This window comes from Pseudomonas sp. DR208 (assembly GCF_019823005.1).
In the GTDB taxonomy this organism is placed as follows: Bacteria; Pseudomonadota; Gammaproteobacteria; order Pseudomonadales; family Pseudomonadaceae; genus Aquipseudomonas; species Aquipseudomonas extremorientalis.
Map to the genome: position 1 here is coordinate 3,576,043 of NZ_CP081944.1, position 26,261 is coordinate 3,602,303.

Sequence of the window (26,261 nt, forward strand, 5' to 3'; positions counted from 1 at the left end):
CGTTCTACTACCTGAATTGAAATGTCAGTTTCGAGCAACTACTGAGCGTGTTTGCCCGATCTATTACACGCATAGAAAGTTCCACGTCACATTGTGAAGCGCTAAATAAACAGTAGCACCGAGCAACAAAACGACACGGAGATTCCCGGGTATCAGCCCAGCCTTGAAATCCTCCACCCCTTGATTTATCTAGGCCAAAACGAGGCCAAGCTGGAAATCCAGGAAAATTCCTACAATTTCCTACGCGCCTTTAGCCAGTCATTCAAAGACGTGTCTGACAAATAAAACCACGAACTTTCCAACTTATTGGATTGAGGTTCGTCCTGGATATATCGACTTCCCTGATTCCACACAAGCGCAGCAGTCTCTGCTTCGAGCACTCGCGATTGCACTGTCGGATATTCAATCATTGCTCAGTCCTTGAGATGAAAGTTAAGGCGCAATTATCAGTGCTGGAATAATGATTAATAGATACAGAACCTGGCCGAAAACCAGTGCAGATAAATCACCGGTGCCTGTATTAATCACACGCACACAAAGACGCCGCGCTGGATTTCAGGGCGGCGTCAGAGAGGAAGGCCGGATTCAGGGGCTAAAGCGCCAGCTGGGCGCCTGGCGGGCGATGCAGGTTCCGTCCTGTCAAATGGCGCATTTGCCTCACGCGGCGGATTGCAGGAACGCTTGTTTACGAATATTCCTACGCCCTAAACAGCTTCAACCTGCAACGCAACGCGTTCGCGGCACGGGCATTCGTCCATGTAGCGGTGCGCTTCCACAAATTGGCTGAAGGGAAACACCGTGGTTTTCAGCGGCACCAGCACGCGGTCGGCGGTCAGTTGGTTGATATCCCGCAGGGCGCGCTGCAAAGCCACCTGATCCTGGATGATGCCCAGTTCGGGTTTGCCGGTGAAGTTACCAATGCAGTGCACAAAGAACTGAATGTTCTTCTGGAACGCCGCACACGCCGGGAATGGCGTCTGGTTACCGCCCTGCAAGCCATATAGCACCAGGCTGCCACGCGGTGCCAGCACATCGCCGAGCAACGACATCTGCGGGCCGCCCAAGCCATCGAACACCACGTCGACACCGCGGTTGTCGGTGAACTTGTTGATTTGCATGAGCAGGTCCTGCTCTTCGGTGACGATGACCTTCTCCGCACCGAGGGACATCAGGTACTCGCGCTCCGCACTGTCCTTGGTCGCGGCAATCACCCGTACACCCAGGGCCTTGCCCAGTTGCACAAAGGAAGGGCCGGCACAGTGACTGGCATCGGTGACCAGGGCAAACTGCCCAGGCTTGACCCGGGCCAGATCCACATAGGCAAAGTAGGCAATCAGCAGCGGCGTGTAGTGCACGCTGGCTTCAATCGGGCTCAAGACATCCGGATAGCGGGTCAGGGCCGAACGGGGCAGGACGATCTGCTCGCCATACACCGGGTAATCATTGGGGCTTTCAGCCGGAAAACTGGCGACTTTGTCCCCCACGGCCAAATCATCCACGCCATCGCCGACGGCGACCACAACCCCTGCCATCTCATGGCCAAGGCCGGACGGCAAGCGTGCATGGGAAGACGCCAGGTTCTGGCGCCACAGAATGTCATACCAGCTGATGCCAATCGCTTCGACACGCACCTGCACTTCGCCCGGTGCGGGCTGCGCAGCTGCATGCTCTTCGCATTTGAGCACCTCGGCCGGACCAAACTTGTGAAAACGGATCGTGCGGGACATCGCAAACCTCGTCAAAGTAACCTCTAATGCCATGAACTCTATCTGGGCTTTGCGGGTAAGACCACCGGTCGCCATTAATAGTCGACATGCCTGTCATTGATTCCGCAACTGAGGAATAGACCTCAGAGCTTGTAAGAAAACTCAATTTTCCTGTGCAGAGTAACAGCCTTTACCCGTAAGATTCATGCCGGTCATTCTTCTTATATGGCTGCTCTCGTCAAGTTTGCTGACTCTTCCAGGACACAAGATGAACCGTAACGACCTGCGTCGTGTCGACCTTAACCTCTTGATTGTATTCGAAACCTTGATGCATGAGCGCAGCGTGACCCGCGCCGCCGAGAAACTGTTCCTCGGCCAGCCGGCCATCAGCGCGGCGTTGTCGCGCTTGCGCGGGCTGTTTGATGATCCGCTGTTCGTGCGCACCGGTCGCAGCATGGAGCCGTCGGCCCGGGCGGTGGAAATCTTCGCCCTGCTCTCCCCGGCCCTGGACTCGATCTCCACCGCCGTCAGCCGTGCTGCCGAGTTCGACCCGGCCACCAGCACGGCGGTGTTCCGCATCGGCCTGTCCGACGACGTCGAATTCGCCCTGCTGCCCCAACTGCTCAAACGCCTGCGCGCCGAAGCCCCCGGCATCGTGCTGGTGGTGCGTCGCGTCAACTACATCCTGATGCCGGGCCTGCTGGCCTCCGGCGAAATCTCCATCGGCGTCAGCTACACCGCCGACCTGCCAGCCAACGCCAAGCGCAAAGTGCTACGCCGCAGCCTGCCAAAACTGTTGCGTGCCGACAGCGTGCCGGGTTCCCTGAGCCTGGACGACTTCTGTGCCCGCCCCCACGCGCTGGTGTCATTCGCTGGCGACCTGAGTGGCTTTATTGACGAAGAGCTGGAGAAGCTCGACCGCAAACGTCACGTGGTCTTGGCGGTACCGCAATTCAACGGGCTGGGGACGTTGTTGGCGGGTACTGACATCCTGGCGATCGTCCCGGATTATGCGGCTGAGCCATTGACATCGGCGGGTGGGTTGCGGGCGGAGGATCCGCCCTTGCCGGTGCGCTCGTTTGAACTGCATATGGCGTGGCGCGGGTCGCAGGATAACGACCCGGGAGAGCGGTGGTTGCGGTCGCGGATTCAGATGTTTTTTGGCGACCCCGACAGTTTGTAATCGAAGTCCCCATCAAGCTTCAAAAAAACCTTTAATAACATGCATGACCGACTAACCCAGTGCGCCGCAGCTTGTCTGGCTCCCCTGAGTTCAAAACCGAATCAGCGGCAAATTTTGGCTCGTTAAGTTGATTGTCACATCCTGAACATTCCGCAAATCAACCTTCTCTGAGTTTACTCATGTTCTGATCTTCGCTTGGTGCAAACCTCTCCTCACCCGCTACGGGTACCCAGCCGTTCAACGGTGTCAGGAAATGCAGTTCAAAACGACGTGACAGGAACGCCCATTTTCCGTTCCGACGTTCAAACCTGTCGTGATACAACCCGCTGACTTGGACCGGGCCTTTTTCAGTGTCGACCTTCGTGCCAGATTCCGCTCAGGAGCGACACGTCGATGCGATCGAAGGCATTGGCGTAGGCGCTGATCAGCGACTCGATGGCGGCGCGACCTCCAGGGCGTCCAGTCGGGTGTTCAATTCTTCACTGTTCATGTTGAGGTGTCCTGCGGGGGCTTCGCAAAAGCGACAAAAGCAACCCTCTGCAAGGGTTGCACCTGGTTTGATCGGGAGGTCAGATCTGCGACAGCCCTCCGTCGACCATCAGTTCCACCCCGTTGACATATTTCGCATCGGCGGATGCGAGGAACAGCGCTGACGAGGCGATTTCTTCAGGTTGGGCCATGTACCCCAGCGGAGTGATCTGCTCGACATGGTGGCGCAGCGCGGCAATGTCGCTTTCGCTCATCTTCAAGCCGTTGTCCATCAAGGGGGTACGGGTGAAGCCAGGGCTCAGGACATTCGTTCGGATCTTGCGGCCTTTGAGTTCGTTGGCCCATGTCCTGGCGAAGGACCGCACGGCAGCCTTGGATGCGTTGTAGAGGCTCAGTCCTTCCATGCCATTGCTGGAGCAGATAGACGCCGTCAGCACAATCGAAGCGCCGTTTTTCAACAAAGGCATCAACGTCTGCACAGTAAAAAACACGCCCTTCACGTTAATGTCGAAGAGGTTGAAGTACGCCGCCTCGGTGGTCTCGCCCAGCGGGTTCTTTTCGCAAATACCCGCGTTGGCAAACACTGCGTCCAACTGATCGTTGCGCCCCTCAATCGTCGCCTTGAGCTGATCGAGATCAGCCTGGCGCGCGACATCGGAAATAACCGCGATTGCTCTATCGCCAAGCCTGGCCACCGCAGCCTCCAGGGTGGCTGCAGAACGCCCAGTGATGTAAACACGCCTGGCGCCCTCTGCAATCAAACCCTGCGCAATCGCAAACCCGATCCCGGTGGATGCGCCGGTGACCACTGCCACCTGACCAGCGAATTTACCTGACATATCTGACTCCTCAGTCTCGTTTGTGTGGACCGACTGGAACCACAGTGCGGCCATTTTGAGAGGAATCAGGCACTCGACGGCACTGCCATAAATGAACGCTGGGCGTTCAATTTTGTGAGGCGTCAGCTCAAGTTTGATCGTTTAGATTGGGCCCCATTGATTCGGAGCATGACCCGCCATCGTGAATATTCTGGAACCGAAGGGTTCCAGGCAGGAGACCTTATGCCACAGACAAAAATCGCCCCACCGGAACCGCGGCGCTGGTTGATGTTCGCCATCTTATTGGTCGGTGCGTTTTTACCGCCGCTGGATTTTTTCATCGTGAACGTGGCGCTGCCCTCTATCCAGCAATCGCTCGGCACGGCCTCCTCCGCCGAACAGTTGATCATTTCGTCGTACGCGGCGCTTTATGCCGTGACACTGATTACCGGCGGACGGCTGGGTGATATCTACGGTCGCATGAGAATGTTTTTCCTTGGGCTGGTTGGTTTCGCAGTTGCCTCACTGATCTGCGGCGTCGCCGAGTCACCTTGGGTGTTGATCGCCGGACGTTCGCTGCAAGGCGTGACGGCTGCCGTCATGGCGCCCCAGGCACTCGCTTCTGCGCAGGCTATATTTCCCGAGTCCGAAAAGCCCTTGGCGCTGAGTCTCTATGGCGCGGTCTTTGGACTGGCGTCGGTAGCCGGCCAGGCACTTGGCGGGATATTGATATCGCTCGACTTGATGGGCTTGGGGTGGCGGGCGATATTTCTGGTTAATCTACCGATTGCGTTGCTGGTCATTCTGATCGCCATTCCCGTGGTCAGGGAAACCCGCGCGCAACAGACAAGCAAGCTGGATCTGGGTGGAACCGTCCTGTCCATGGCGACCCTTGGGGCGCTGATCGTTCCATTGATCGAAGGGCGTGAAGCCGGCTGGCCCTTGTGGGCCTGGCTATCGCTTGCGGCAGTACCGCTGCTGGGCTGGCTGTTCTGGCGCTACGAAGCCCGTTTGCACCAGGCGCAAGGCTCACCGTTGCTTGATCCTGTCGCATTGCGCACGCCTGGGTTGGGCCGGGCACTGCTCGTCGCCCTGACCTTCTACGCGATCGGCGTGTTTTTCCTGCTGTTTTCCATGTATTTACAGGGAGCGCTGCATACGAGCCCACTCAATGCAGGCCTGATCTTCCTTCCTTTTGGCGCGGGATTTTTGCTGGGCCCGCTTTCCACCCCTCAATTCAGGCGTTTCCTGGGGGCTTACGTGAACCCCGTCGGAATGGGGCTTGAGGTGCTGGGGTTCGTGCTCCTGGCCTGGCTCGTGGCGCACACACCGATGGCCGTCACGCCCCCTGAGCAGCCCCTCGCCGTCATTCTGTTTCTGATCGGTTTCGGACAAGGACTGGCCCTGCCGACATTGATGCGAATGATCACAGGACGCGTGGCGCCCGCGTATTCCGGCATGATTGCGGGCATTGCCAGTTCTACCCTGCAAATCAGCACATCACTGAGCGTGGCGATAATAGGCGGCATTTTCTACACCCTTCTGGGCACGGATACGGACGCGGCCGCCATCACTCACGCCTTCACCGTTTCCATACTCTGCATCGCGGCATGCCTGGCCTTGGGCGCGGGACTCAGCCTAAGCCTGGCGCGCCAACCGGCTGCGCAATTGCAAACGGCAGCGCTGCGCCCAGTAGAATGAATCATCGGCCCTGCTGCGAGCCGATCATGCTCGAGGCAAGGTCGGCAAGGGCACGAAGACTGTCCATCTGCCGCATGTCCTGGTGGTAACCCATCCAGATGTCGCGACCCGGTGGCGGTTCATGCGGATCAATCAGCCGCAGCGCCGTCAACTGGTCGCCCAGGACGCGGGGCAATACGGCGACACCCTGCCCTTGCGCGCACATGTGCGCCTGGACTGTGCGGCTGCTACTGGTGAACACCTTACGGGCCAGAGGGTAACGCTGCTGCAGCCATTGCACATCGGGATAGTGAGACTGGGCAACACTCATGGTGATCAAACCCACCCCGTCGCCCTGCGGCTCGGGGTCAGCGGATCCGACGGCCGCGTATAACCCGTAGCTCAAGGTAGTCAGTTTGCGGTGGACAATATCGGGTTCGGTGAAAGGAACGATCCGAAAGGCAATGTCGGCATCGCGACGAGCCAGGTCAAACAATCGATGCCCTGCGATGACCTCGGGCACGATCAGCGGATAACGTCGTCCCAGTTCGTTCAGGACCGGGGCCAGCACATAACAGGCGAACCAGTCGGCGCAAGAAATGCGCAACACACCTTCTGGCTGTGCGCTGTCCCCCGCCAGGCGCCTTTCGATTGCCAAGGCACTTTGTTCCATTTCCTGCGCCAGACTGAGCAGCTTTTCTCCGCTGTCGGTCAGGACCAGACCTTGGGTGGTACGCAGGAAAATGGGCTGGCCACTGGACTGCTCAAGCACCTGCAAGCGTCGCCCCACGGTCGGATGGCTGACACCCAACTGCTTGGCGGCAGCGCCCAACGACCCGCTACGGGCAATCGCAAGAAAGACCCGCACATCACTCCAGTCCATGCGTTACCCCGTACAAAAATGAGCAGTGAGAGTGCAGCAATGGCACTGCCGTAGCAATCCCAGGGCCGACATACTGCTCTGCATACACCTTCGTTGAAACACCAACCGGGGACTGCAAATGTCGACTTTGTCGCCGTCGCTCATGCTGGAGTTGCAGGGCGTACATGATGATCACTCAAGCGATACAATCGCTGGGTGAAGCAACCGAACTCGTTCAACGCCTCAGCTACTAAGTACACCGACTAAATGCCAAACGTAAAGCGGCCCCTACCTCAGAAGGACTGCTGTCACTGGGAATATGCACATGGCGCGCGTCATTGATTCCCTTGCTGGTCCAAACCTCCAACTTTTCGTGATGACTGGGGCGAAAGGTTATGTGACCTTCCTTCCTTTCGATACTGCACTTCTTCATGTCCTTGAATAAAGCACGCTTGCTCTTGTAGCCCCAGCGCTCCAGCGTCCGACTGACCCACTGATCATATCGCTGAGTGGACAGGTCACGGTCGTACAGGTCCATATCGAATGTCGCTTCAGGGTGAATCCAGACATCGCTGCGTGGCTCGGGAAGCACGAATCGGCTAAGGGCCAACGCATCCAGCACCAGGGTGCCCAACACGTGATCATCGATCTCGGTGTCGGACTGGTGCTCGACACCTTGTGGGTCAGCGCGACTGCTGCGATAGCCAGAATAAGTAGTGACGTAAAAAAGCTCCTTATTGACGCCGGCATCCGCCCAGGCTGTTTTAACGACATCATTCATCTTTTCCTCTCCCTCAACAGAACAGGCGTCAGCTAAAAAATATTGATTATCTGAAATCTTGTACGCGCCGTCGTCCAAGGCGAGCACGCGTTGTTCCCGTAGATCAACGACGCCCCCCCGCCTTCGACCTGCACAGCGACGACCACTCTTTCACGTTATCTGCCTCTAGACTATTGCGGCCATTGATTATCCAGCCTTCGACCCTGCCAGCCTTGAGTGCACTCTCCGCGGCTGCTTTGGCCGATCCCTCAGGCATATTCTTTACGGAGTTTATGATCTCTGATTGCCAGGCCTGTAACTTGGAATCGGGCAAGGAATTCGGATAGCTCCCGCTGGCGTTGGCGTATCCGAGGTCCGAGGCGATGCGCATCACAGGCTCGTTGCCCGTCGTTGTGGCTGACCCAACAGGTGCATTTGGCAATGCGAGGCAGAAACATAAGACAAACTGCGGCTACCCTGAACACGGCTACCCTGAACAATGTCCCATTCGACAACGGCAAGAATCAGGAGTGATGGAAATGCGCAGTTTTACCCTTCAACGTATCGATCATGTTGTTTTGCGGGTCAAGGACATTGAGCGCAGCCTGGCGTTCTACACATCCGTGCTGGGGTGTGATGTCAAAAAACGCCGTGACGACCTCGGCATGATTCACCTGAGTGCTGGCACATCCATGATTGACCTGGTTGATGTGAACGGACCGATCGGGCGTCAGGGCGGGGAGCCGGCGGGCAAGCAAAGACACAATGTCGATCACGTTTGCCTGCGGGTCGAGCCGTTCGATGAACAGGCCATTCTCCAGCACCTGGCGGCAGCCGGGGTATCCGCTGAAGCGGCCGTGATGCGGTATGGCGCGGAGGGAACCGGGTTATCGATGTATCTCAATGATCCTGATGATAATCAGATCGAGTTGAAAGGCCCTGCGGTGCAGGCTTGATGGCTAGAACGCGTCGAGCCTGAGTCATCATCCGACTGTGCCAGTGAACTTGTGCACGCACCCTTCCCGGTAAATTCAATCTGTTCGACCGCGTTACGGCGCCCCCACCGTCAGGCTTCGGCGTCCTAATCGAAAGCCCCCTCGAGCACCTCATAAATAAGGCCGGAAGCAATAGCCACGAGGATCAGATCGGTGCCCGCCTGCTGCCATTCGTAGCCGTCATAATGCGGCAGCCTGCCCAGCAGGCGCCCATCGAGCTTCTTGGCAATGCCTGGAGGCAGCGGTTTGCCTCGCGCTAACTTCTTCTGTATGCCAGGCGGCAATGATGGGCCTGGGCTCCAATAGTCACGATAGCCACCAAGCACCCCCAGGATGCCGCCACGGTCGATACTGGGGCCGTGCCCCCTATCATCGGCGTCTGCGCCTTTGCCCTTATGGCCCTGGTTGCCATGACCCTGGCCGCCTTGTGCGTTGCCCTTTGCGGAACCCTGGCCCTTGCCGTTGCCAGGGTCGGCCACCGCCGCCACCGGGCCCAGGACCAAAGCGAGGCACGTAACAGCAACCGCCAGCGTGCGGGGTTTGAACATGATCGTCTTCTCCGTAAGGGAACCTCCCTTGGAATGTAGTCGACATTGGCGATAAGCAGCGTGCCTGTTTTTCACATAATAAAAATAGGTAATTTTATTTAAGATATAAATAATATTAACTGATAATTAGCTTATTCCAAAAAAGACTTTCCACAAGGTTTTTTATAGATATATCTTCATTTCACAGACCGACCCCATACCTGGCGGAGGACGCACCCACACCCTCCAGGTTACCTCCATGCCAGACATCGCCTTCCCCACGCCCCTCAAGAAATTACCTCTTTCACTCCTGACCGGCTCCCTGCTCCTGACTGCTGCGCCCTCTTTTGCCGAAGACGCCAAGCTCGACACTGTCACCGTGATTTCCACCGGTCTGCGTGGCCAGCAACGCACGGTGGCCGACAGCCCGGCGCCGATCGATGTGATCAACAGCGACCAGTTGCTCAAGACCGGCCGCGCCGAGTTGTCCGAAGCCATCGCCAAACTGCTGCCGTCGTTCAACTTCGGCACCAACATCGCCGGCTATAACTCGGTGACCCGCCCGCTGAGCAACCGCAGCCTGGGGCCGGCCTACACCCTGGTGCTGGTCAACGGTAAACGCCGGCATAACGGCGCCACCGGCCAGCGCGGTTCCATCGATAACAGCGGTGCGAATGCGGTGGACATCGATCTGATCCCGGTCAGCGCGGTGGACCATATCGAGGTGCTCAAGGACAGCGCTGCCGCGCAGTACGGTTCCGATGCAGTCGCTGGCGTGATCAACATCATCCTCAAGTCCGGGAAAAGCGGCGGCCACCTGGAGACCAGTTACGGTCAGTTGTATTCCGGCCAGGGCGAGACCATCAAGGTCGCGGGTGACCAGGGCTTCGAACTGGGCCAGGGCGGCTTCTTTCACTTCTCCGCCGATGCGCGCAAACGTGGCAGCGCATCGTGGAACGACAAGGCCGACAGCAGCGTGCGGGCGTTTGCTGACCCAACCAAGGAAGCGGCCTGGGACCGGGTGGCGATCAAGAACGGCGACCCGGACCTCAAGGCCTTCAACCTGGCCTACAACGCCGAACTGCCGCTGGAAGACCTGACACTGTATTCGTTCTCCACCTACGGTGAACGCGATGCCGAGGCCGCCAACTACTTCCGCCTGCCGACCGGCACCGCCGCAGTGCCCGAGGTGTTTCCCGACGGTTACTTCCCGCTCAACAACATCAAGGACCGCGACTACCAGTTGTTGTTCGGCGGCAAGGGCCTGGTGGCCGACTGGAACTGGGACCTGAGCACCACCTACGGGCGCAACAACGTGCACCACTCCAGCGACCTGAATATCAACCCGTCGCTGGGCACCGCGTCGCCGACCAAATTCGACAACCTGGCGACCTTCCGCTTCGAGCAGTGGGTCAACAACCTGGACTTCACCCGCCGCTACGACAGCCTGTTCAACCTGACGCCGCCGGTGCAGGTCTCCGCCGGCCTGGAACACCGCTGGGAGCATTTCAGTACGTTTGCCGGCGAGCGCGAGGCCTATATCACCGGCACCTACCCCGCCGCATCGGGCGCACAGGCGGCGGTGACGATTCGTCCGGAAGATGAAGTCAGCCTGATCCGCAATAACTACGCCGGTTACCTGGACCTGGGTTTCGACCTGACGGACCGCTGGTTCCTCGACGTCGCCGGGCGGGTCGAGCACTACGACGATGACTCGGGCAACACCTTCGGCCTGAAAGTGAACTCACGCTACGAACTCATCGACAGCGTGGCTGTGCGCGGCACAGTGGGCACCGGTTTCCGCGCACCCTCCCTGACCCAGATCGGCTACACCGTGGCCGACAACCGCGTGGCGACCGATGTGAACGGCAACGTGGTGCCGGCCGTGACGCGCCTGACGCCTTCCGGCAGCAACCTGGCCAAGGCGCTGGGCGGCGATGACCTCAAGCCGGAGAAATCGCGCAACCTGGGGCTGGGTCTGACCTGGCAGCCAGCGCCACGCACCAGCGTCACCGCCGACGCCTACCTGATCGACATCGATGACCGCATCGCCCTGACCAGCAATATCTACGACCGTGGCAACGGCGCGATCAACGCCATTCTCGCCGCCCAGGGCGTACCCACCGGTACCTGGGTCAACTACTACACCAACGCCTTCGACACCCGCACCAGAGGCCTGGACGTGGTGGCCGACCACACCACGCCGCTGGAGGCATGGGGCGATGTGCGCTGGAGCCTGGGCTTCAACTGGAACAAGACCACGATTGAAGGCACTCGCGATACGCCGGCGGCACTGGCCGGCTCCGGCGTGACCCTGGTCGGCCGCGACCGCGAAGGCGACCTGACCGACGCCTCACCCAAGACCAAGTGGGTCCTTGGCGCCAACTGGAAGGTCCGGGACCTGGCCGTCAACCTGCAAACCGCGCGCTACGGCGCGGTCAAGACCCTGGCCGTCAACCCCTCCGGCGACCGCAGCTTCGGCGCCAAGTGGATCACCGACCTGGACGTCAGCTACACCTTCGTCGACAGCCTCACCGTGAGCATCGGCGGCACCAATATCTTCGACGTGCGCCCCGACAAACACGCGGTGTACAGCAACCTCGGCCTCGCGGCCTACGGCAACCCGCCGTTCTACCCCGGCGGCGGCTACTGGTACACCAAGCTCGCCTACGACTTCTGATCCACACGCCACATGAGGGCACACCATTGAATACCGCCAACTTGATGAGCCGTCTGCTGGCCCCCTGCGCCCTGGCGCTGAGCCTTGCCGCCTGCTCGCCCGGGAATGACACCCAGGCGGGCAAGACCCTGAACATCGCGTTTTTCGGCGATAACACCACCCTGGTCAGCGTCGATCCGTTCCAGGTCTATTGGCTGGAGCACCGCGTGCTGCTGCGCAACGTGGCCGAGTCCCTGACCGACCAGGACCCGCAGACCGGCCAGATCATTCCGTGGCTGGCCAAACGCTGGGAAGTGAGTGACGACGCCCTGACCTATACCTTCCACCTGCGTGAGGACGTAACCTTCAGCAACGGCGAGCGCTTCGACGCCAAGGCGGTGAAAACCGCCTTCGACAGCGACAAGGCACTGGCCACCGAATTGCCGGCCACCTTCGGCGCCACCTACCTGGCAGGCTTCGACCACGCCGAGGTGGTGGACGACTTCACCGTCAAGCTGGTGCTGTCCAAGCCCAATGCGGGTTTCCTGCAAGCTACCTCCACCACCAACCTGGCGATCCTCGCGCCGGCTTCCTACGCGCTGAGCGTGAAGGAACGCTCCTTGGGCAAGATCATCGGCACCGGGCCGTTCGTACTGGCCAGCTACACGCCGGAAGTCGGTGCGCACCTGACCAAGCGCAAGGGCTACGCCTGGGCCTCGGCCAATATGAAAAACCAGGGTGAAGCGCACCTCGACGCGGTGGACATCAGCTACATCCCCGAAGAAAGCGTGCGCAACGGCCTGTTCCTGCAAGGCAAGGCCGACATCCTGTGGCCGCGCAACCCGTTCTCGGAGGTCGACCTGAAGCTGTTCCAGTCCAAGGGCGCGACCATTCAGAGCCGTTCGCTGCCGGGGCCGGCGCTGAACCTGTACCCCAATACCCGTGGCGAGCGGGTCCTGGCCGACCGGCACGTGCGCCAGGCGCTGCAAAAGGCCCTCGACCGCAAGAGCTACGCCAGCACCGTCTACAACGCTGAGTTCCCGGTGGTGGACGGCATCTTCGATGTGACCACGCCGTACTTCAAAAGCCAGGGCGCCAAGCTGGCCTATGACCCGGCAGGCGCCGAGCAACTGCTGGAGCAAGCCGGCTGGACCAAGGGTGCGGATGGTTACCGGCAAAAGAACGGCAAGCGCCTGAGCCTGAGCTACAACATCACCCCGGCCGAGACCGCGGGCGAAGTGCTGATCCAGGACCAACTGCGCAAGGTCGGCATCGAGTTGAAACTCAGCGTGGTCACCCGCGCCGAATGGGTCGCCAACAACTCGGCGGGCAACTATGACCTGACCATCAACTACATGACCCGCGCCGACCCGATCATCCTGCAGACCATCCTCGATCCACGCAGCGCCAACAGTTCCACGCTGGCCACCAACACCTATGAACCGGCGGTGCTGGAAAAGGCCAAGGGCTTGTTCGACGCCGGCATCACGGCCACTCAAGCCCCACAACGCGCTGCCGCCTATGGCAGCCTGCAGGATTTACTCATCGATGAAAGCTCGGCATTCCCGGTGTATGAGCGCGTGTGGCAGGCGGCGACCTCGCCCAAGGTAAAAAACTTCCGCTGGACCGCCGAGGGCTTCGCGCTGCTGGGTGATATCGAGATCGGCACGCCATGAGCCGCTACCTGATCGGCCGTATCGGCCAGGCGCTGCTGGTGCTGTGGGGGGCCTACAGCATCACCTATTTCATTCTGTATCTGCTGCCGGGCGACACCTTGTCGATCATGCTCAGCGCGTCGGGCATGGAGGCCGACGCGCTGTCGGTCGAGGACCTGGCCAAGGCGCGGGCCTACTACGGCCTGGATAAAGGCCTGTTCGAGCAGTATGTCGATCTGCTGTCGGGGGCGTTGCGGGGGGATTTCGGACAGTCGCTTTCACTGAATCGCCCGGTGGCCGAGTTGCTTGCCGAACGCCTGCCGCAGACCCTGTCCCTGGCGGGCCTGGCCATTGTGCTGTCGCTGCTCGGTGGAATCGGCCTGGCTTACCTGACCGCCTATATCCGTTGGCAACCGCTGAAAACAGCCTTGGCGCGCCTGCCGTCGCTGGGGTTTTCGGTGCCGGTGTTCTGGATGGGGCTGTTGCTGATCCAGGTGTTTGCCTTCGGCCTCGGCTGGTTCCCCGCCACCGGCAGCCGTGGCCTGGAAAGCCTGGTGCTGCCGGCGATTACCCTGGCGATTCCGAGTGCGGCGGTATACGCCCAGGTGCTGCAACGCAGTTTCCAGGGGGTCTGGAAAGAGTCCTATATCACCACCGCCTACGCCAAGGGCCTGAGCCGTGGCCAGGTGCAGGCACGCCATGGCTTCAAGAATGCCGCGCTGCCGATCCTCACCCTGATCGGGTTGCAGGTGGGCAATACGGTGTCGGGCGCGGTGTTGGTGGAGACCATCTTCGCGCGCTCCGGCATTGGCCGCCTCGCACAGGAAGCGGTGCTGCGCCAGGACATTCCGGTAGTGCTCGCGATCGTTTCGGTGTCGGCAGCGGCTTTTGTCCTTGTAAACCTGCTGGTCGACCTGTTGTACCCGTGGTTCGACCCGCGCATCTCCCACATCCCAAAGGTGTCCTAGACCATGACTGTCCTTGAGCAGAACCTGGGCCGCAATACCCTCCCGGCCAGCCCTGCGCCGTGGCGCCGCCGCAGCCGCCTGCAACGCGTGGCGGCGACGGTGTTGCCCCTGTTGCGCCGACCGGGGTTCAGCCTGGCGCTGCTGGTGGTGGTGTTTGCATGGGTGGCGGCTGTGGCGCCGCACGTGTTGAGCAGCTTCGATCCTTACGCCACCTCGCCCGTCGACAAGCTGCGCGCGCCCAACCTGATCCACTGGTTTGGCACCGATGAGCTGGGACGCGACCTCTATACGCGGGTGGTGCATGGCGCCGGCCTATCGGTCCTGGCGGCGTTCCTTGCGGTGGGCATCGCCCTCTTGGGCGGGCTGGGCCTGGGCATCCTGTCGGGTTTTGCCGGGGGGCGCATCGACGCGGTGATCATGCGCTTTGTCGATGTACTGCTGGCCCTGCCCGGCCTGCTGCTGGCCCTGGCGATTGTCACGGCCATCGGCTTCGGCACGGTGCCGGTGGCGATTGCCGTGGGCATCGGCATTATTCCGGGATTTGCCCGCACCACCCGCGCCGAGGTGCTGCGGGTCAAGACCCTGCCCTACGTCGAGGCCGCGCGCCTGGGCGGTGCCAGCTGGGGGCGCACCTTGCTGCGGCACATCTTGCCTAACGCATGGGGGCCGGTGGCCGTGCTGGCGACCCTGGACTTCGGCGCGGCGATCCTGGCCACCGCAGGCCTGAGCTTTCTCGGTTTCGGCGCCGCGCCACCGGCTGCGGAATGGGGCACCTTGATCGCCAACGGTCGACACTTCCTGATCACCGCTCCCTGGGTTTCCCTGCTGCCCGGACTGTTCCTGGTGGCCGTGGTGTTCAGCCTCAACCATATTGCCCGCACCTTCGAGGAGATCCAGCGATGAGCGTTCTAGTAGATGTTCGTCAACTCAGCGTCAGCTATCGGCACGGCCACACGGCGGTCAATCGCCTGTCACTGAACATCGCCCAGGGCGAAACCGTGGCGATTGTCGGCGAGTCCGGCTCCGGTAAATCGACCCTGGCCAACGCTATCCTCGGTCTGTTACCGGACAGTGCGCAGATCACCGCCGGCCAGCTGTGGGTAGACAGCCACGACCTGACCCACGCCAGTGAACGCCAAAAGCGCGCATTGCGCGGCCGCACCATCGGCCTGGTGCCCCAGGACCCGACGGTCAGCCTCAACCCGACCCTGCGCGTGGGCCAGCAGATCGCCGAGGCGCTGATCCTGGCCAGGGGCAAACGCTACCCTGGCGTCGATGCGGACATTGTCGAACTGCTGCAACAGGTGGGCATCGACACGCCCGTACTGCGTGCGCGCCAGTACCCTCATGAACTCTCCGGCGGCATGCGCCAACGCGTGCTGATCGCCATTGCCCTGGCGGGCAACCCGCGCTTGATCATCGCCGACGAACCCACCAGTGCCCTCGACGTGACGGTGCAGCGCAAGATCCTCGACCACTTGCAACGCCTGGTGAGTGAACGGGGGATTTCGCTGTTGGTCATCACCCATGACCTCGGTGTGGCCGCCGACCGCGCCGACCGGATCCTGGTGATGCAACACGGTGAAGTGGTCGAACAGGGCACGCCAGGCCGGATCCTTGGCGCGCCACAACACGATTACACCCGGGCACTGATAGCCGCCGCTCCGGCGTTTGCCAAACGGCGCGAGCCCTTGCCGCGCATTGACTCGACCCAGGCCCCGATCCTGAGCCTGAAAAACGTCGGCAAGACATTTGCGCTGCCCAAGGTCAAGGGCGAAGAATCAACGTTCGTGGCCCTTGAGGACCTCAACCTGCAGGTGTATCCCGGCCAGACCCTGGCCATCGTCGGTGAGTCCGGCTCGGGCAAGAGCACCGCGCTGCGCATCGCACTCGGCCTGGAAAAACCGACGCAGGGCCAGGTCTGGTTCGAGCAACAGGACGTCACCCACCTGAACTGGCGCGACTTCCGCCCACTGCGCCAACGCCTGCAACTGGTGCAACAGAACCCATTTGCCGCCCTGGACCCACGCTTCACCGTGTTCGACAGCATCGTCGAACCGCTGGTGTCCTTCGGGCGGCTCAAGGGCGCCGCGCTGGAGCAGGCGGCGCGGGAGTTGATCAACCGCGTGCATTTACCGGTCAGCTACCTGGATCGGCTGCCGCGAGAGCTGTCCGGCGGCCAGTGCCAACGCGTCGCCATCGCCAGGGCCCTGGCGTTAAAGCCTGACCTGTTGTTGCTCGACGAGCCGGTGAGCGCGCTGGATGTGTCGGTGCAGGCGCGCATCCTTGAGCTGCTGGAGGAGCTGCAACGGGAGATGGGCATTGCCTATGTGCTGGTGTCCCACGATCTGTCGGTGGTGGCCAACTTTGCCCATGAGGTGCTGGTGTTGCGCAATGGACGGGTGATTGAACACGGCTCGGTGGAGCGGATATTCAGTCACCCGGGGTGTGAGTACACGCGGGAATTGATTGCTGCCATCCCCGGCCGGCACGTTACGACTCAGGCAGCGTGAAGAGGACCTGTCCCAGACTGCATCGGGTTACTCAATCCAAGTGTGGTCGCTATTAATACTGATATGCTCTGCCAACGGAGCAAAATGGGCATTTGCCTCGGCCATCCATTTCACGACAGGTTCGACTGACAACACAACTCCTTTTTCAGCTATGTCATTGATCGAAGAAAAAGCTGATATATATCTTTGATATTTTGGATGCTCTTTGCGCACCACATCATTTAAAAGACCTGGACCAAAAACTCTTGATTCCTCCGTCATGTACTGGGTCATGTCGTCGATCTGCGCTTCTGTTATAGCTCCGTGTGGGCGACCTTTAAAGAAACCGGGATTCTCCTGATAACGGGCCCAGCCTTCTTCCTGGATCTTTTTCAACAAGGGGTTACCTTTCAACGTGCCGAAATTGCTTGAGTTAAAGTCAAGCTTCATCCCCAGCATGGGTTCATTGACAACGTCATTCAATAGCAAGTCACCCGGTGAAACCTTATAGACTGACGTACCGAAACCAGGTAGGAGTTCGTCATCTGTATCGAGATAAATGCCTCCAAAATGCTCCATCATCGGATAACGCAGTATATCGCTGGCGGCCGATAGGTTACGATCACTGCCCTCGCGGGCAAGCAGTGCAAAGGGCTCATGAAACTTTGTTTTCTGAAATTCAATGAAAAATGGCTCTTGACGCATATCAATGATGGTCGCTGATGGCATCGCCTCTTTTAACACGGCTAACTGTTCGTTGGCATGCATGCCATCCAATAACACGTGTACAGTGGTTGAAAAGCCAGCCTGCTCTTTTGCGAGCGCTGCATTTTTTTCAATCACCTTAGCTCTTTCCATCAGCTTCTCGGCATCGCCCATCCATATTTGATGAATTTGTTTAGGGATCTCGACTTGACCTGCAGCCGCCTCAATACGAGGCAGGGTGGGTAACTCCTCAATGCCAAATTGCTTTAGAGAAGCAAGACGTTGTTCATCCGTCACCCCGGCGAACGCTTCGGGTTGCGCATACTTGAACCCTTTGCCCTCCTCCCATTTCAGTAGTCGATGGGTGCTCGCGAGTCTCCAGGTATTATGTTGCAGATCAAACTCAACGGATTTCCAATAACCGTCAACTTCGGCCATATAGCTGATAGCGCGCGTGGCAGTGTGTTCATGGATTCCCCTGAATACCGTTGACGTCTCGAGCTTTCCGGCTACTTCACCTCGTCCGCCCCCCTCTACCCCGGTTCTTCGCCAGGCACCGGCCTCGTCAGGATTAGCGACAATAGCGCCACTGACCAATTTTGCGGGATCCTTGGGGTCTGGGATTCTCAGATGATAGCTGAGCCCATCAGCCATATCAGGTTGTTCTGCAGCAAAGTACTTTCTGCCCCGAAACATTATCTCTCGCATCCCAGGGTATTGTGCGGGGGGCTCGAGTTTTTCCGCGTTCATGACCACTGGCGTACTTACAAACTGAAGATCTTTTGTTTGCGCGTCATAGTCCCAGCGGTAATGTTTGCCAACGGAGTAACGTTCCAGGCCTTCTTGCAGTGCAACATTCGCATCCGTCATGCCTTGAGCCACCTCGTGTATCAACTGCAAGCCTGATATAACGGCCACAGCATTGCCCTGAACGCGATCGCTGGCAGTTTTCCCATAAATTCCGTCATGAATACCAAAAACGATATTCCCCGTATTGCCGACCAACGGTACATAACCGAACGTGTTACCCCAGAAATCTTTGGCCTCTTTCCACGACTGTTGAGATGAACCAAAAACCTCAGTCTGGTCAGCCCATCGGGCATTGTTTGCGTTAACAGCCTGGAATCTGGAGGCAACCCCCTTACCGTTATTACCCTTCAGCCGTCCAAACTTAAGCCGGTAATCACTGCGTCGTGCACGCGTATAGTTAAAGAGCTCTCTCACCGGAATCGCTTGGTCAGCAACCAGACTCTTATAACCTTCATAGGTCGCCCCACCACCCGCAATCAATGTATCCAGCACATCACTTGCACGCGGCCAATGAACATCTATGCCCCCTTGCTTATCACGTGCATTGAAGCTGCGATTGAGGTCATCTCGATTTTGTTTAGCCCATTGTGCAAAATCGTCATCGCCCTGGATTTCATGTGCTTTTCCATGTTCCAGATCAATCATCAACCCCTTGTTGGGTCGATGTTCAAAATTGCCCTCATAGGGCGTGTAAGCAATAAAAGCATACCCGGACAATGGGTAGCCGTAGATATTGGGAACAATGACCTGTCCATTCTCCTGCACTGTTCGACGCACCGCTTCTTTGGCCTCAGCGCTTAACTTCCCGCCCTGCGCCTTATCGCTCATCAGGCTGTTTAAGATACTCTGCAAGGCATAAGCATCCGCCTTCCCGGCACGCTGGGCTCTAGTACCTGATTCGTCGCGCATAGGCTTGGCGACATCGGCCTCCCAACTGGCTTGCAGCACTTTCCCGAGTGACTCAAGGGCCTCTACATGTTCTTCATCTGCCGGCTCGATGTGCAAAAAACTGAAGTTCACGGGACCACCGCGCTCAACTCTATCGTGCTCAAGGGCACCGGCGGCCAACTCCCAAGCAAAATAGGTTCTCTTTTCGGCGCTGCTCAGATGCTCCGGTTTTCCCATGCCCGTGTACGTTTTCAGGGTGACCGTTACTTTTTGATGGGGGTCGCAACCTGCCGCCAACAAAGCACCGCTGAAATAACCTGCCGGTGTCAAGAAAGGTTTGAGGTGTTGATACCTGACATTTCTTTCACCTTCAGAACCAGTCTCGATATTGTTTATCTGCGTCTTGATTCGATGGGTATAGTTCTGGACAAGCCGCCTTCTTTGATCGAGGGAAAGGTCTGCTCGCGGCGCACCTGTAGCGGCAGTTCCAGCGATAATCTCGGCAGGGTCAAGCAAAGAAGCCACGCCGATAGTCGGAGAGTCGGACCGTGAATCAGTGCTTCGAGTGCCCGATATTCCCTGATTGGCAATCTGTTTGTCGTTCGACGCTTGAGTGGGGGGGTTGAATGGCGGCTGCGATGTAACCAATGCGGCGTTCAAAAATGAATGCATAGTCTCTCCTGAGCTTCTTCCTTAAAGGTCCTGGTATTCAACCGATCTGATCGGTTGCCTGCACAGCCCTCGATGTTTCCTGGCAGTGCGACTCCTTTCGTGGAGTTCGATATTTGCTGGTTCCAAACGCAAATGTAGGAATACATATCAAAGGCGAAAAACAGCAGGGACCGGCTCGACCTTTGCTTGGAATCACATTTTCCGCACCTTTGTACGAGCTGAGGCAGGCATCAAGGGCACTGAGCGCACCTGAAGGTCGCCTGTCCTTACAGACCACGCAAAAGACCTTTGTCATCACGCCTATTGATAGCCCCCTAACGAAACCCCCATGCTAGAGGGCTAATCTCGCGCTTATATCATTCCGAATGATAGTTACCTTTGCTTCATTCGATTCGTGACATAGCACAGCGCCGCGCATGATCCGCCCATCTCAAATACATTGGCGGATGCACCTCATGGAACAGTCACTCAAACATTTGCGCTTCCCCTTGGCCATTTTGGCGGTAGTGGTGATGAGCGCGTGCGGTAAAACCCCGGAACAAGCGGCCGCCATGCCAGCTGCCAAAGTCAGCGTGGCCAAGGTGCTGGAACAACCGGTCAACGAGTGGGATGAATTCACCGGTCGCCTGGAAGCCCCGGAAACCGTACAGATCCGTCCGCGCGTGTCCGGCCAGATCGACCAGGTGGCCTTCACCGAAGGCGCGCTGGTGAAGAAAGGCGACCTGCTGTTCCAGATCGACCCGCGTCCGTTCCAGGCCGAAGTGCGTCGCCTTGAAGCCCAGCTTGCCCAAACCAAAGCTGCCGCGACCCGCAGCGATAACGAAGCGCAACGTGGCGAACGCCTGCGCCAGAGCAATGCGATCTCCGCCGAACTGGCCGACTCGCGCACCACCGCCGCCCAGGAAGCCCGCGCCGCCGTCGCCGGGATCCAGGCGCAGCTGGACCTGGCCAAGCTGAACCTGAGCTTCACCCGCGTGACTTCGCCGATCAGCGGCCGCGTCAGCCGTGCCGAAATCACCGCCGGCAACCTGGTGACCGCCGACGTCACCGCGCTGACCAGCGTGGTTTCCACCGACAAGGTCTACGCCTACTTCGACGCCGATGAGCGGGTGTTCCTCAAATACACCGAGCTGGCCCGCCAAGGCCGTCGCGGTGCGACCACTCCGGTTTACCTGGGCCTGTCCAACGAGACCGGTAACCCGCACCTGGGCCAGATGAACTTCGTCGACAACCAGGTCAACCCGGCCACCGGCACCATCCGTGGTCGCGCCGTGTTCGACAACAGCAAGGGCGAATACACCCCTGGCCTCTACGCCCGCCTGAAGCTGGTCGGCAGCGGCACCTACTCTGCCGTGCTGATCAACGATGAAGCCGTGGGCACCGACCTGGGCAAGAAGTTCGTGCTGGTGATGGAAGGCGACAAGCCGGCCTATCGCGCAGTGGAACTGGGGCCGAAGATCGAAGGTTTGCGCATCGTGCGCAGTGGCCTGAACAAGGACGACACCATTATCGTCAAGGGCCTGCAGCGTGTGCGCCCAGGGTCGCCGGTCGCCCCGGAAACCATTCCGATGGCCAGCAAGGAAACCCTCGCCGCCTTGGCCCAACAACGACAAGCACTTGAAGCCAGCAACCTGGAGCAAGTGGCGCCGGAAAAAACCGCGCCCAAGCTCGCAGCCGTTGCAGCTCCACGCGGTTAAGGGAAACGACTCAAGATGAATTTTTCCAAGTTCTTCATTTCGCGGCCGATCTTCGCAGCGGTGCTCTCACTGTTGATCCTGATCGCTGGTGCGATCTCGCTGTTCCAATTGCCGATCAGCGAATACCCGGAAGTGGTGCCGCCGACCGTGGTGGTGCGCGCCAACTTCCCGGGCGCCAACCCCAAGGTCATCGGTGAAACCGTGGCAGCACCTCTCGAGCAGGCGATCACCGGCGTCGAGAACATGCTGTACATGTCCTCACAGTCGACCGCCGACGGCAAGCTGACCCTGACCATCACCTTCGCCCTGGGCACCGACCTGGACAACGCGCAGGTGCAAGTGCAAAACCGTGTGACCCGGACTCAGCCGAAACTGCCTGAGGAAGTGACGCGCATCGGTATCACCGTGGACAAGGCCTCCCCCGACCTGACCATGGTGGTGCACTTGACCTCCCCGGATCAGCGCTACGACATGCTCTACCTGTCCAACTACGCCTTGCTCAACGTGAAGGATGAGTTGGCGCGCCTCGGCGGTGTGGGTGACGTGCAGCTGTTCGGCATGGGCGACTACTCCCTGCGCGTATGGCTGGACCCGAACAAGACCGCTTCGCGCAACCTGACTGCGACCGATGTAGTGACCGCGATCCGTGAGCAGAACCGTCAAGTGGCCGCCGGTGCCCTGGGTGCGCAACCCGCGCCGACCGCCACCGCGTTCCAGTTGTCGGTGAACACCCAGGGTCGCCTGGTGACCGAGGAAGAGTTTGAGAACATCATCATTCGCTCCGGCGCCAACGGTGAAATCACGCGGTTGAAAGACATCGCTCGGGTGGAGCTGGGTTCCAGCCAATATGCCCTGCGCTCGTTGCTCAACAACCAGCCGGCCGTGGCCATCCCGATCTTCCAGCGCCCTGGCTCCAACGCCATCGAGATCTCCAACGAAGTGCGCGGCAAGATGGAAGAGCTGAAAAAGAGCTTCCCGCAAGGCATGGACTACAGCATCGTCTATGACCCGACCATCTTCGTGCGTGGCTCCATCGAAGCGGTGGTGCATACCCTGTTCGAAGCGCTGATCCTGGTTGTGCTGGTGGTGATCCTGTTCCTGCAGACCTGGCGCGCCTCGATCATTCCGCTGGTGGCGGTGCCGGTATCGTTGATCGGTACGTTTGCGGTAATGCACCTGTTCGGTTTCTCGCTCAACGCGCTGTCGCTGTTCGGCCTGGTACTGGCCATCGGTATCGTGGTGGACGACGCCATCGTGGTGGTGGAGAACGTCGAGCGGAACATCGAGCTGGGCCTGGACCCCTTCCCGGCCACTGAAAAAGCCATGAGCGAAGTGACCGGCCCGATCATCGCCACCGCGTTGGTGCTGTGTGCGGTGTTCGTGCCCGCGGCATTCATCAGCGGCTTGACCGGGCAGTTCTACAAACAGTTCGCCTTGACCATTGCGATCTCGACGGTGATCTCGGCGTTCAACTCGCTGACCTTGTCCCCTGCCCTGGCGGCGGTGTTGCTCAAGAGCCATAACGCGCCGAAGGATGGGTTCTCCAAGTTCCTCGACAAGTTGCTGGGTGGCTGGTTGTTCAAACCGTTCAACCGCTTCTTCGACAAGGCCAGCCATGGCTACGTCGGTACCGTACGCCGGGTGATCCGTGGCAGTGGTATCGCGCTGTTCCTGTATGCCGGACTGATGGTCCTGACCTGGCTGGGCTTTGCCCACACGCCAACCGGTTTCGTACCGGCGCAGGACAAGCAATACCTGGTGGCCTTCGCCCAACTGCCGGACGCCGCGAGCCTGGACCGTACCGAGGACGTGATCAAGCGCATGTCCGACATCGCCCTGAAACAACCGGGCGTGGAAGCCGCCGTGGCCTTCCCGGGCCTGTCGATCAACGGTTTCACCAACAGCCCGAACAGCGGCATTGTGTTCGTGACCTTGAAACCGTTCGACGAGCGTAAAGACCCGAGCATGTCCGCCGGCGCGATTGCCGGTGCCTTGAACGGCAAGTACAGCAGCATCCAGGAAGCCTACATGGCAATCTTCCCACCGCCGCCGGTACAGGGCCTGGGTACGATTGGCGGCTTCCGCCTGCAGATCGAAGACCGGGGCAACCTGGGTTACGACGAGCTGTACAAAGAAGTGCAGAACATCATCACCAAGAGCCGTACCACGCCGGAGCTGTTCGGCCTGTTCACCAGCTACACGGTCAACGTGCCCCAGGTCGATGCCGCCATCGACCGTGAAAAGGCCAAGACCCACGGCGTGGCGATCAGCGACATCTTCGACACCCTGCAGATCTACCTGGGTTCGTTGTATGCCAACGACTTCAACCGCTTCGGCCGGACCTACCAGGTCAACGTGCAGGCTGAGCAACAGTTCCGCCTCGATGAAGACCAGATCGGCCAGCTGAAAGTGCGCAATAACAAAGGCGAAATGATCCCGCTGGCGACCTTCATCAAGGTCAGCGACACCTCGGGCCCGGACCGCGTGATGCACTACAACGGCTTTATCACCGCCGAAATCAACGGCAACGCTGCACCGGGCTACAGCTCGGGTCAGGCTCAGGCGGCCATCGAGAAACTGCTGAAAGACGAACTGCCCAACGGCATGACCTACGAGTGGACCGACCTGACCTATCAGCAAATCCTCTCGGGCAACACCGCGCTGTTCGTGTTCCCGCTCTGCGTACTGCTGGCGTTCCTGGTACTGGCCGCCCAATACGAAAGCTGGAGCCTGCCATTGGCGGTGATCCTGATCGTACCGATGACCCTGCTGTCAGCGATTACCGGGGTGATCATCTCCGGTGGCGACAACAACATCTTCACCCAGATCGGCTTGATCGTACTGGTGGGCCTGGCGTGCAAGAACGCGATCCTCATCGTCGAGTTCGCCAAGGACAAACAGGCAGAAGGCCTCGACCCGCTCGCTGCGGTACTGGAAGCCTGCCGTCTGCGTCTGCGGCCGATCCTGATGACCTCGTTCGCTTTCATCATGGGTGTGGTACCCCTGGTGTTGTCCAGCGGTGCCGGTGCCGAGATGCGTCATGCCATGGGCGTGGCGGTGTTCTCCGGGATGATCGGTGTGACCTTCTTCGGTCTGTTGCTGACGCCAGTGTTCTACGTACTGATCCGTCGCTCTGTGGAGCGCAGCGAAGCGCGCAAAGCGGCCAAGGCCTTGAAGCTGGAGACACAGCAATGAGTGTGAACGTATTCCTGCCGAGCCTGCTGGTACTGGCGCTGAGCGCCTGTGCCGTAGGCCCGGACTACAAAACCCAGACCCCGGAGGCGGCCAATATCACGGCCGCTGCCGACGCCAAAAAGTATGACCACGCCAAGTTCGAAGGCATTTGGTGGCAGCAGTTCGAAGACCCGACCCTCAACCAGTTGGTGACCCAATCACTGCAAGGCAACCGTGATTTGCGCGTCGCTTTTGCCCGCCTGCGGGCGGCCCGAGCGATCCGCGATGACGCCAGCAATGATGCGATGCCGACCATCACCAGCCGCGCCAGCAGTGACCTGGCCAAGGGTCAAATCCCGGGCCAGACCACCAAGCGTGTCAACAGTGAGCGTTACGACCTCGGCCTGGACATGGCCTGGGAACTCGACCTGTTCGGTCGCATCCAGCGCAACCTGGAAGCCACCGACGCCGACCAGCAGGCCGCCGAAGCTGACTTGTACCAGCTGCAAGTCACCATGATCGCCGAACTGGTGGATGCCTACGGCCAACTGCGTGGCGCGCAACTGCGTGAACGCATTGCCTTGGACAACCTGAAGAACCAGCAGGAATCGCGCGCCATCACCGTCAGCCTGCGCGATGCCGGTGTGGGCGACCAGCTCGACGTGGAGCGTGCCGACGCCCGCCTCGCAGCGGTTGAGGCCAGCGTGCCGCAACTGCAGGCCGAACAAGTGCGCGAGCGCAACCGCATCGCTACCCTCCTCGGCCAGCGTCCCGACAAATTGACAGTCGACCTGAGCCCGAAAGACCTGCCGGCGATTGCCAAGGCCTTGCCGATTGGCGATCCGGGGCAACTGTTGCAACGTCGTCCGGACATCCTCAGTGCCGAACGCAAACTGGCCGCCGCCACTGCGCGTATCGGCGTGGCCAAGGCCGACCTGTTCCCACGGGTCAGCCTCAGCGGCTTCCTCGGTTTTACCGCCGGGCGCGGTTCCCAGATCGGCTCGTCCGCCGCCAATGCCTGGGCCCTCGGCCCGAGCATCACCTGGGCCGCCTTCGACCTGGGCAGCGTGCGCGCCCGTTTGCGCGGCGCCGATGCCGAGGCAGATGGCGCCTTGGCGACCTACGAGCAGCAAGTGCTGCTGGCCCTGGAAGAGTCCGAGAACGCCTTCAGCGACTACGGCAAGCGTCAGCAACGCCTGGTTTCGCTGATCCGCCAAAGCGAATCCAGCCGCGCCGCCGCCGACCTGGCTGCGATCCGCTACCGCGAGGGCACCGTGGACTTCCTGGTGCTGCTGGACGCGCAACGCGAGCGCCTGGCCGCCGAAGATTCCCAGGCCCAGGCCGAAGTGGACCTGTATCGCGGCATCGTCGCGATCTACAAGGCCCTGGGGGGTGGCTGGCAGCCGGACACGGTGGTCGCCAGCGCCAAGTGAGGTAAAGAGCTCCTTTGGTTGGTCGCATCCAGCCAATTTTTTGCCCCGTGGTCCATTCGGTCACGGGGCTTTTTTTGGCCTGGGCAGC

17 protein-coding genes are annotated in these 26,261 nt (G+C 59.7%); 11 read left to right on the plus strand and 6 right to left on the minus strand.

Going from position 1 to position 26,261, the window contains the following annotated elements; genetic code table 11:
• Positions 1 to 704: 704 nt before the first annotated feature.
• A complete protein-coding gene (locus tag K5K89_RS16410; protein ID WP_071488374.1) occupies positions 705 to 1,727 on the minus strand; it encodes a zinc-dependent alcohol dehydrogenase family protein in 1,023 nt (340 codons plus the stop codon).
• 247 nt (positions 1,728 to 1,974) lie between these two features.
• Here K5K89_RS16410 and K5K89_RS16415 point away from each other — a divergent pair, with 247 nt between their 5' ends.
• Entirely contained in the window at positions 1,975 to 2,889 is a 915-nt protein-coding gene (locus K5K89_RS16415) for a LysR family transcriptional regulator (RefSeq protein WP_261400666.1), read from the plus strand.
• 569 nt (positions 2,890 to 3,458) lie between these two features.
• Here the strand turns inward: K5K89_RS16415 and K5K89_RS16420 are convergent.
• The gene (locus K5K89_RS16420) at positions 3,459 to 4,217 is read right to left on the minus strand and encodes an SDR family oxidoreductase (RefSeq protein ID WP_093120958.1); all 759 of its coding nucleotides are present in this window, start codon (positions 4,215 to 4,217) and stop codon (positions 3,459 to 3,461) included.
• Positions 4,218 to 4,439: 222 nt separating this feature from the next.
• Here K5K89_RS16420 and K5K89_RS16425 point away from each other — a divergent pair, with 222 nt between their 5' ends.
• A complete protein-coding gene (locus tag K5K89_RS16425) occupies positions 4,440 to 5,897 on the plus strand; it encodes an MFS transporter (protein ID WP_222539807.1) in 1,458 nt (485 codons plus the stop codon).
• Position 5,898: 1 nt separating this feature from the next.
• On the opposite strand, the gene K5K89_RS16430 is transcribed toward K5K89_RS16425, so the two are convergent.
• Together K5K89_RS16430 and K5K89_RS16435 are read right to left on the minus strand one after the other, a co-directional pair.
• On the minus strand, positions 5,899 to 6,759 hold the full coding sequence (locus K5K89_RS16430; RefSeq protein ID WP_222539808.1) for a LysR family transcriptional regulator: 861 nt from the start codon (positions 6,757 to 6,759) through the stop codon (positions 5,899 to 5,901).
• Between the two features lie 229 nt (positions 6,760 to 6,988).
• Entirely contained in the window at positions 6,989 to 7,606 is a 618-nt protein-coding gene (locus K5K89_RS16435; protein WP_261400667.1) for a contact-dependent growth inhibition system immunity protein, read from the minus strand.
• 431 nt (positions 7,607 to 8,037) lie between these two features.
• On the opposite strand from K5K89_RS16435, the gene K5K89_RS16440 reads away from it, so the two are divergent.
• Positions 8,038 to 8,454, plus strand: coding sequence for a VOC family protein (locus K5K89_RS16440; RefSeq protein WP_071488409.1), 417 nt, complete (start codon positions 8,038 to 8,040; stop codon positions 8,452 to 8,454).
• Positions 8,455 to 8,579: 125 nt separating this feature from the next.
• Here the strand turns inward: K5K89_RS16440 and K5K89_RS16445 are convergent, their stop codons facing one another.
• Positions 8,580 to 9,041, minus strand: coding sequence for an anti-virulence regulator CigR family protein (locus K5K89_RS16445; RefSeq protein WP_092250118.1), 462 nt, complete (start codon positions 9,039 to 9,041; stop codon positions 8,580 to 8,582).
• Between the two features lie 238 nt (positions 9,042 to 9,279).
• Here K5K89_RS16445 and K5K89_RS16450 point away from each other — a divergent pair, with 238 nt between their 5' ends.
• The 5 genes from K5K89_RS16450 to K5K89_RS16470 are packed head-to-tail and all read left to right on the plus strand — an operon-like array spanning position 9,280 to position 16,815.
• Positions 9,280 to 11,700: a TonB-dependent receptor plug domain-containing protein gene (locus K5K89_RS16450; RefSeq protein WP_222539809.1), complete on the plus strand. Its 2,421-nt coding sequence runs from the start codon at positions 9,280 to 9,282 to the stop codon at positions 11,698 to 11,700.
• Positions 11,701 to 11,744: 44 nt separating this feature from the next.
• Positions 11,745 to 13,355, plus strand: a complete 1,611-nt coding sequence (locus tag K5K89_RS16455; protein ID WP_222541721.1) for an ABC transporter substrate-binding protein — start codon at positions 11,745 to 11,747, stop codon at positions 13,353 to 13,355.
• Positions 13,352 to 14,302 (plus strand): ABC transporter permease, encoded by a 951-nt coding sequence (locus tag K5K89_RS16460; protein WP_222539810.1) that lies wholly within the window; start codon positions 13,352 to 13,354, stop codon positions 14,300 to 14,302. Before K5K89_RS16455 ends, K5K89_RS16460 begins: the two co-directional genes overlap by 4 nt.
• A 3-nt stretch (positions 14,303 to 14,305) precedes the next feature.
• A complete protein-coding gene (locus K5K89_RS16465) occupies positions 14,306 to 15,205 on the plus strand; it encodes an ABC transporter permease (protein WP_222539811.1) in 900 nt (299 codons plus the stop codon).
• Positions 15,202 to 16,815: a dipeptide ABC transporter ATP-binding protein gene (locus K5K89_RS16470; RefSeq protein WP_222539812.1), complete on the plus strand. Its 1,614-nt coding sequence runs from the start codon at positions 15,202 to 15,204 to the stop codon at positions 16,813 to 16,815. The genes K5K89_RS16465 and K5K89_RS16470 overlap by 4 nt, the downstream gene beginning before the upstream one ends.
• Before the next feature lie 27 nt (positions 16,816 to 16,842).
• Here the strand turns inward: K5K89_RS16470 and K5K89_RS16475 are convergent, their stop codons facing one another.
• Positions 16,843 to 19,869 (minus strand): TcdA/TcdB catalytic glycosyltransferase domain-containing protein, encoded by a 3,027-nt coding sequence (locus tag K5K89_RS16475; RefSeq protein WP_222539813.1) that lies wholly within the window; start codon positions 19,867 to 19,869, stop codon positions 16,843 to 16,845.
• Positions 19,870 to 20,324: 455 nt separating this feature from the next.
• On the opposite strand from K5K89_RS16475, the gene mexE reads away from it, so the two are divergent.
• Genes mexE through K5K89_RS16490 form a run of 3 tightly spaced genes read left to right on the plus strand, consistent with a single transcriptional unit; the run spans position 20,325 to position 26,173 of the window.
• Positions 20,325 to 21,566 carry a multidrug efflux RND transporter periplasmic adaptor subunit MexE gene (mexE, locus tag K5K89_RS16480; RefSeq protein WP_071488457.1) on the plus strand — a complete coding sequence of 414 codons (1,242 nt, stop codon included), beginning with the start codon at positions 20,325 to 20,327 and terminating at the stop codon, positions 21,564 to 21,566.
• A 15-nt stretch (positions 21,567 to 21,581) separates the two neighbouring features.
• Positions 21,582 to 24,761, plus strand: a complete 3,180-nt coding sequence (locus K5K89_RS16485; RefSeq protein ID WP_071488416.1) for an efflux RND transporter permease subunit — start codon at positions 21,582 to 21,584, stop codon at positions 24,759 to 24,761.
• Positions 24,758 to 26,173, plus strand: a complete 1,416-nt coding sequence (locus tag K5K89_RS16490; protein WP_071488417.1) for an efflux transporter outer membrane subunit — start codon at positions 24,758 to 24,760, stop codon at positions 26,171 to 26,173. The genes K5K89_RS16485 and K5K89_RS16490 overlap by 4 nt, the downstream gene beginning before the upstream one ends.
• Positions 26,174 to 26,261: the final 88 nt, after the last annotated feature.

Coding starts and splice junctions, on each gene's coding strand:
- K5K89_RS16410 (WP_071488374.1), bottom strand. CDS start 1,727: ATGTCCCGCACGATCCGTTTTCACAAGTTTGGTCCGGCCGAGGTGCTC.
- K5K89_RS16415 (WP_261400666.1), top strand. CDS start 1,975: ATGAACCGTAACGACCTGCGTCGTGTCGACCTTAACCTCTTGATTGTA.
- K5K89_RS16420 (WP_093120958.1), bottom strand. CDS start 4,217: ATGTCAGGTAAATTCGCTGGTCAGGTGGCAGTGGTCACCGGCGCATCC.
- K5K89_RS16425 (WP_222539807.1), top strand. CDS start 4,440: ATGCCACAGACAAAAATCGCCCCACCGGAACCGCGGCGCTGGTTGATG.
- K5K89_RS16430 (WP_222539808.1), bottom strand. CDS start 6,759: ATGGACTGGAGTGATGTGCGGGTCTTTCTTGCGATTGCCCGTAGCGGG.
- K5K89_RS16440 (WP_071488409.1), top strand. CDS start 8,038: ATGCGCAGTTTTACCCTTCAACGTATCGATCATGTTGTTTTGCGGGTC.
- K5K89_RS16445 (WP_092250118.1), bottom strand. CDS start 9,041: ATGTTCAAACCCCGCACGCTGGCGGTTGCTGTTACGTGCCTCGCTTTG.
- K5K89_RS16450 (WP_222539809.1), top strand. CDS start 9,280: ATGCCAGACATCGCCTTCCCCACGCCCCTCAAGAAATTACCTCTTTCA.
- K5K89_RS16455 (WP_222541721.1), top strand. CDS start 11,745: ATGAGCCGTCTGCTGGCCCCCTGCGCCCTGGCGCTGAGCCTTGCCGCC.
- K5K89_RS16460 (WP_222539810.1), top strand. CDS start 13,352: ATGAGCCGCTACCTGATCGGCCGTATCGGCCAGGCGCTGCTGGTGCTG.
- K5K89_RS16465 (WP_222539811.1), top strand. CDS start 14,306: ATGACTGTCCTTGAGCAGAACCTGGGCCGCAATACCCTCCCGGCCAGC.
- K5K89_RS16470 (WP_222539812.1), top strand. CDS start 15,202: ATGAGCGTTCTAGTAGATGTTCGTCAACTCAGCGTCAGCTATCGGCAC.
- K5K89_RS16475 (WP_222539813.1), bottom strand. CDS start 19,869: ATGCATTCATTTTTGAACGCCGCATTGGTTACATCGCAGCCGCCATTC.
- mexE (WP_071488457.1), top strand. CDS start 20,325: ATGGAACAGTCACTCAAACATTTGCGCTTCCCCTTGGCCATTTTGGCG.
- K5K89_RS16485 (WP_071488416.1), top strand. CDS start 21,582: ATGAATTTTTCCAAGTTCTTCATTTCGCGGCCGATCTTCGCAGCGGTG.
- K5K89_RS16490 (WP_071488417.1), top strand. CDS start 24,758: ATGAGTGTGAACGTATTCCTGCCGAGCCTGCTGGTACTGGCGCTGAGC.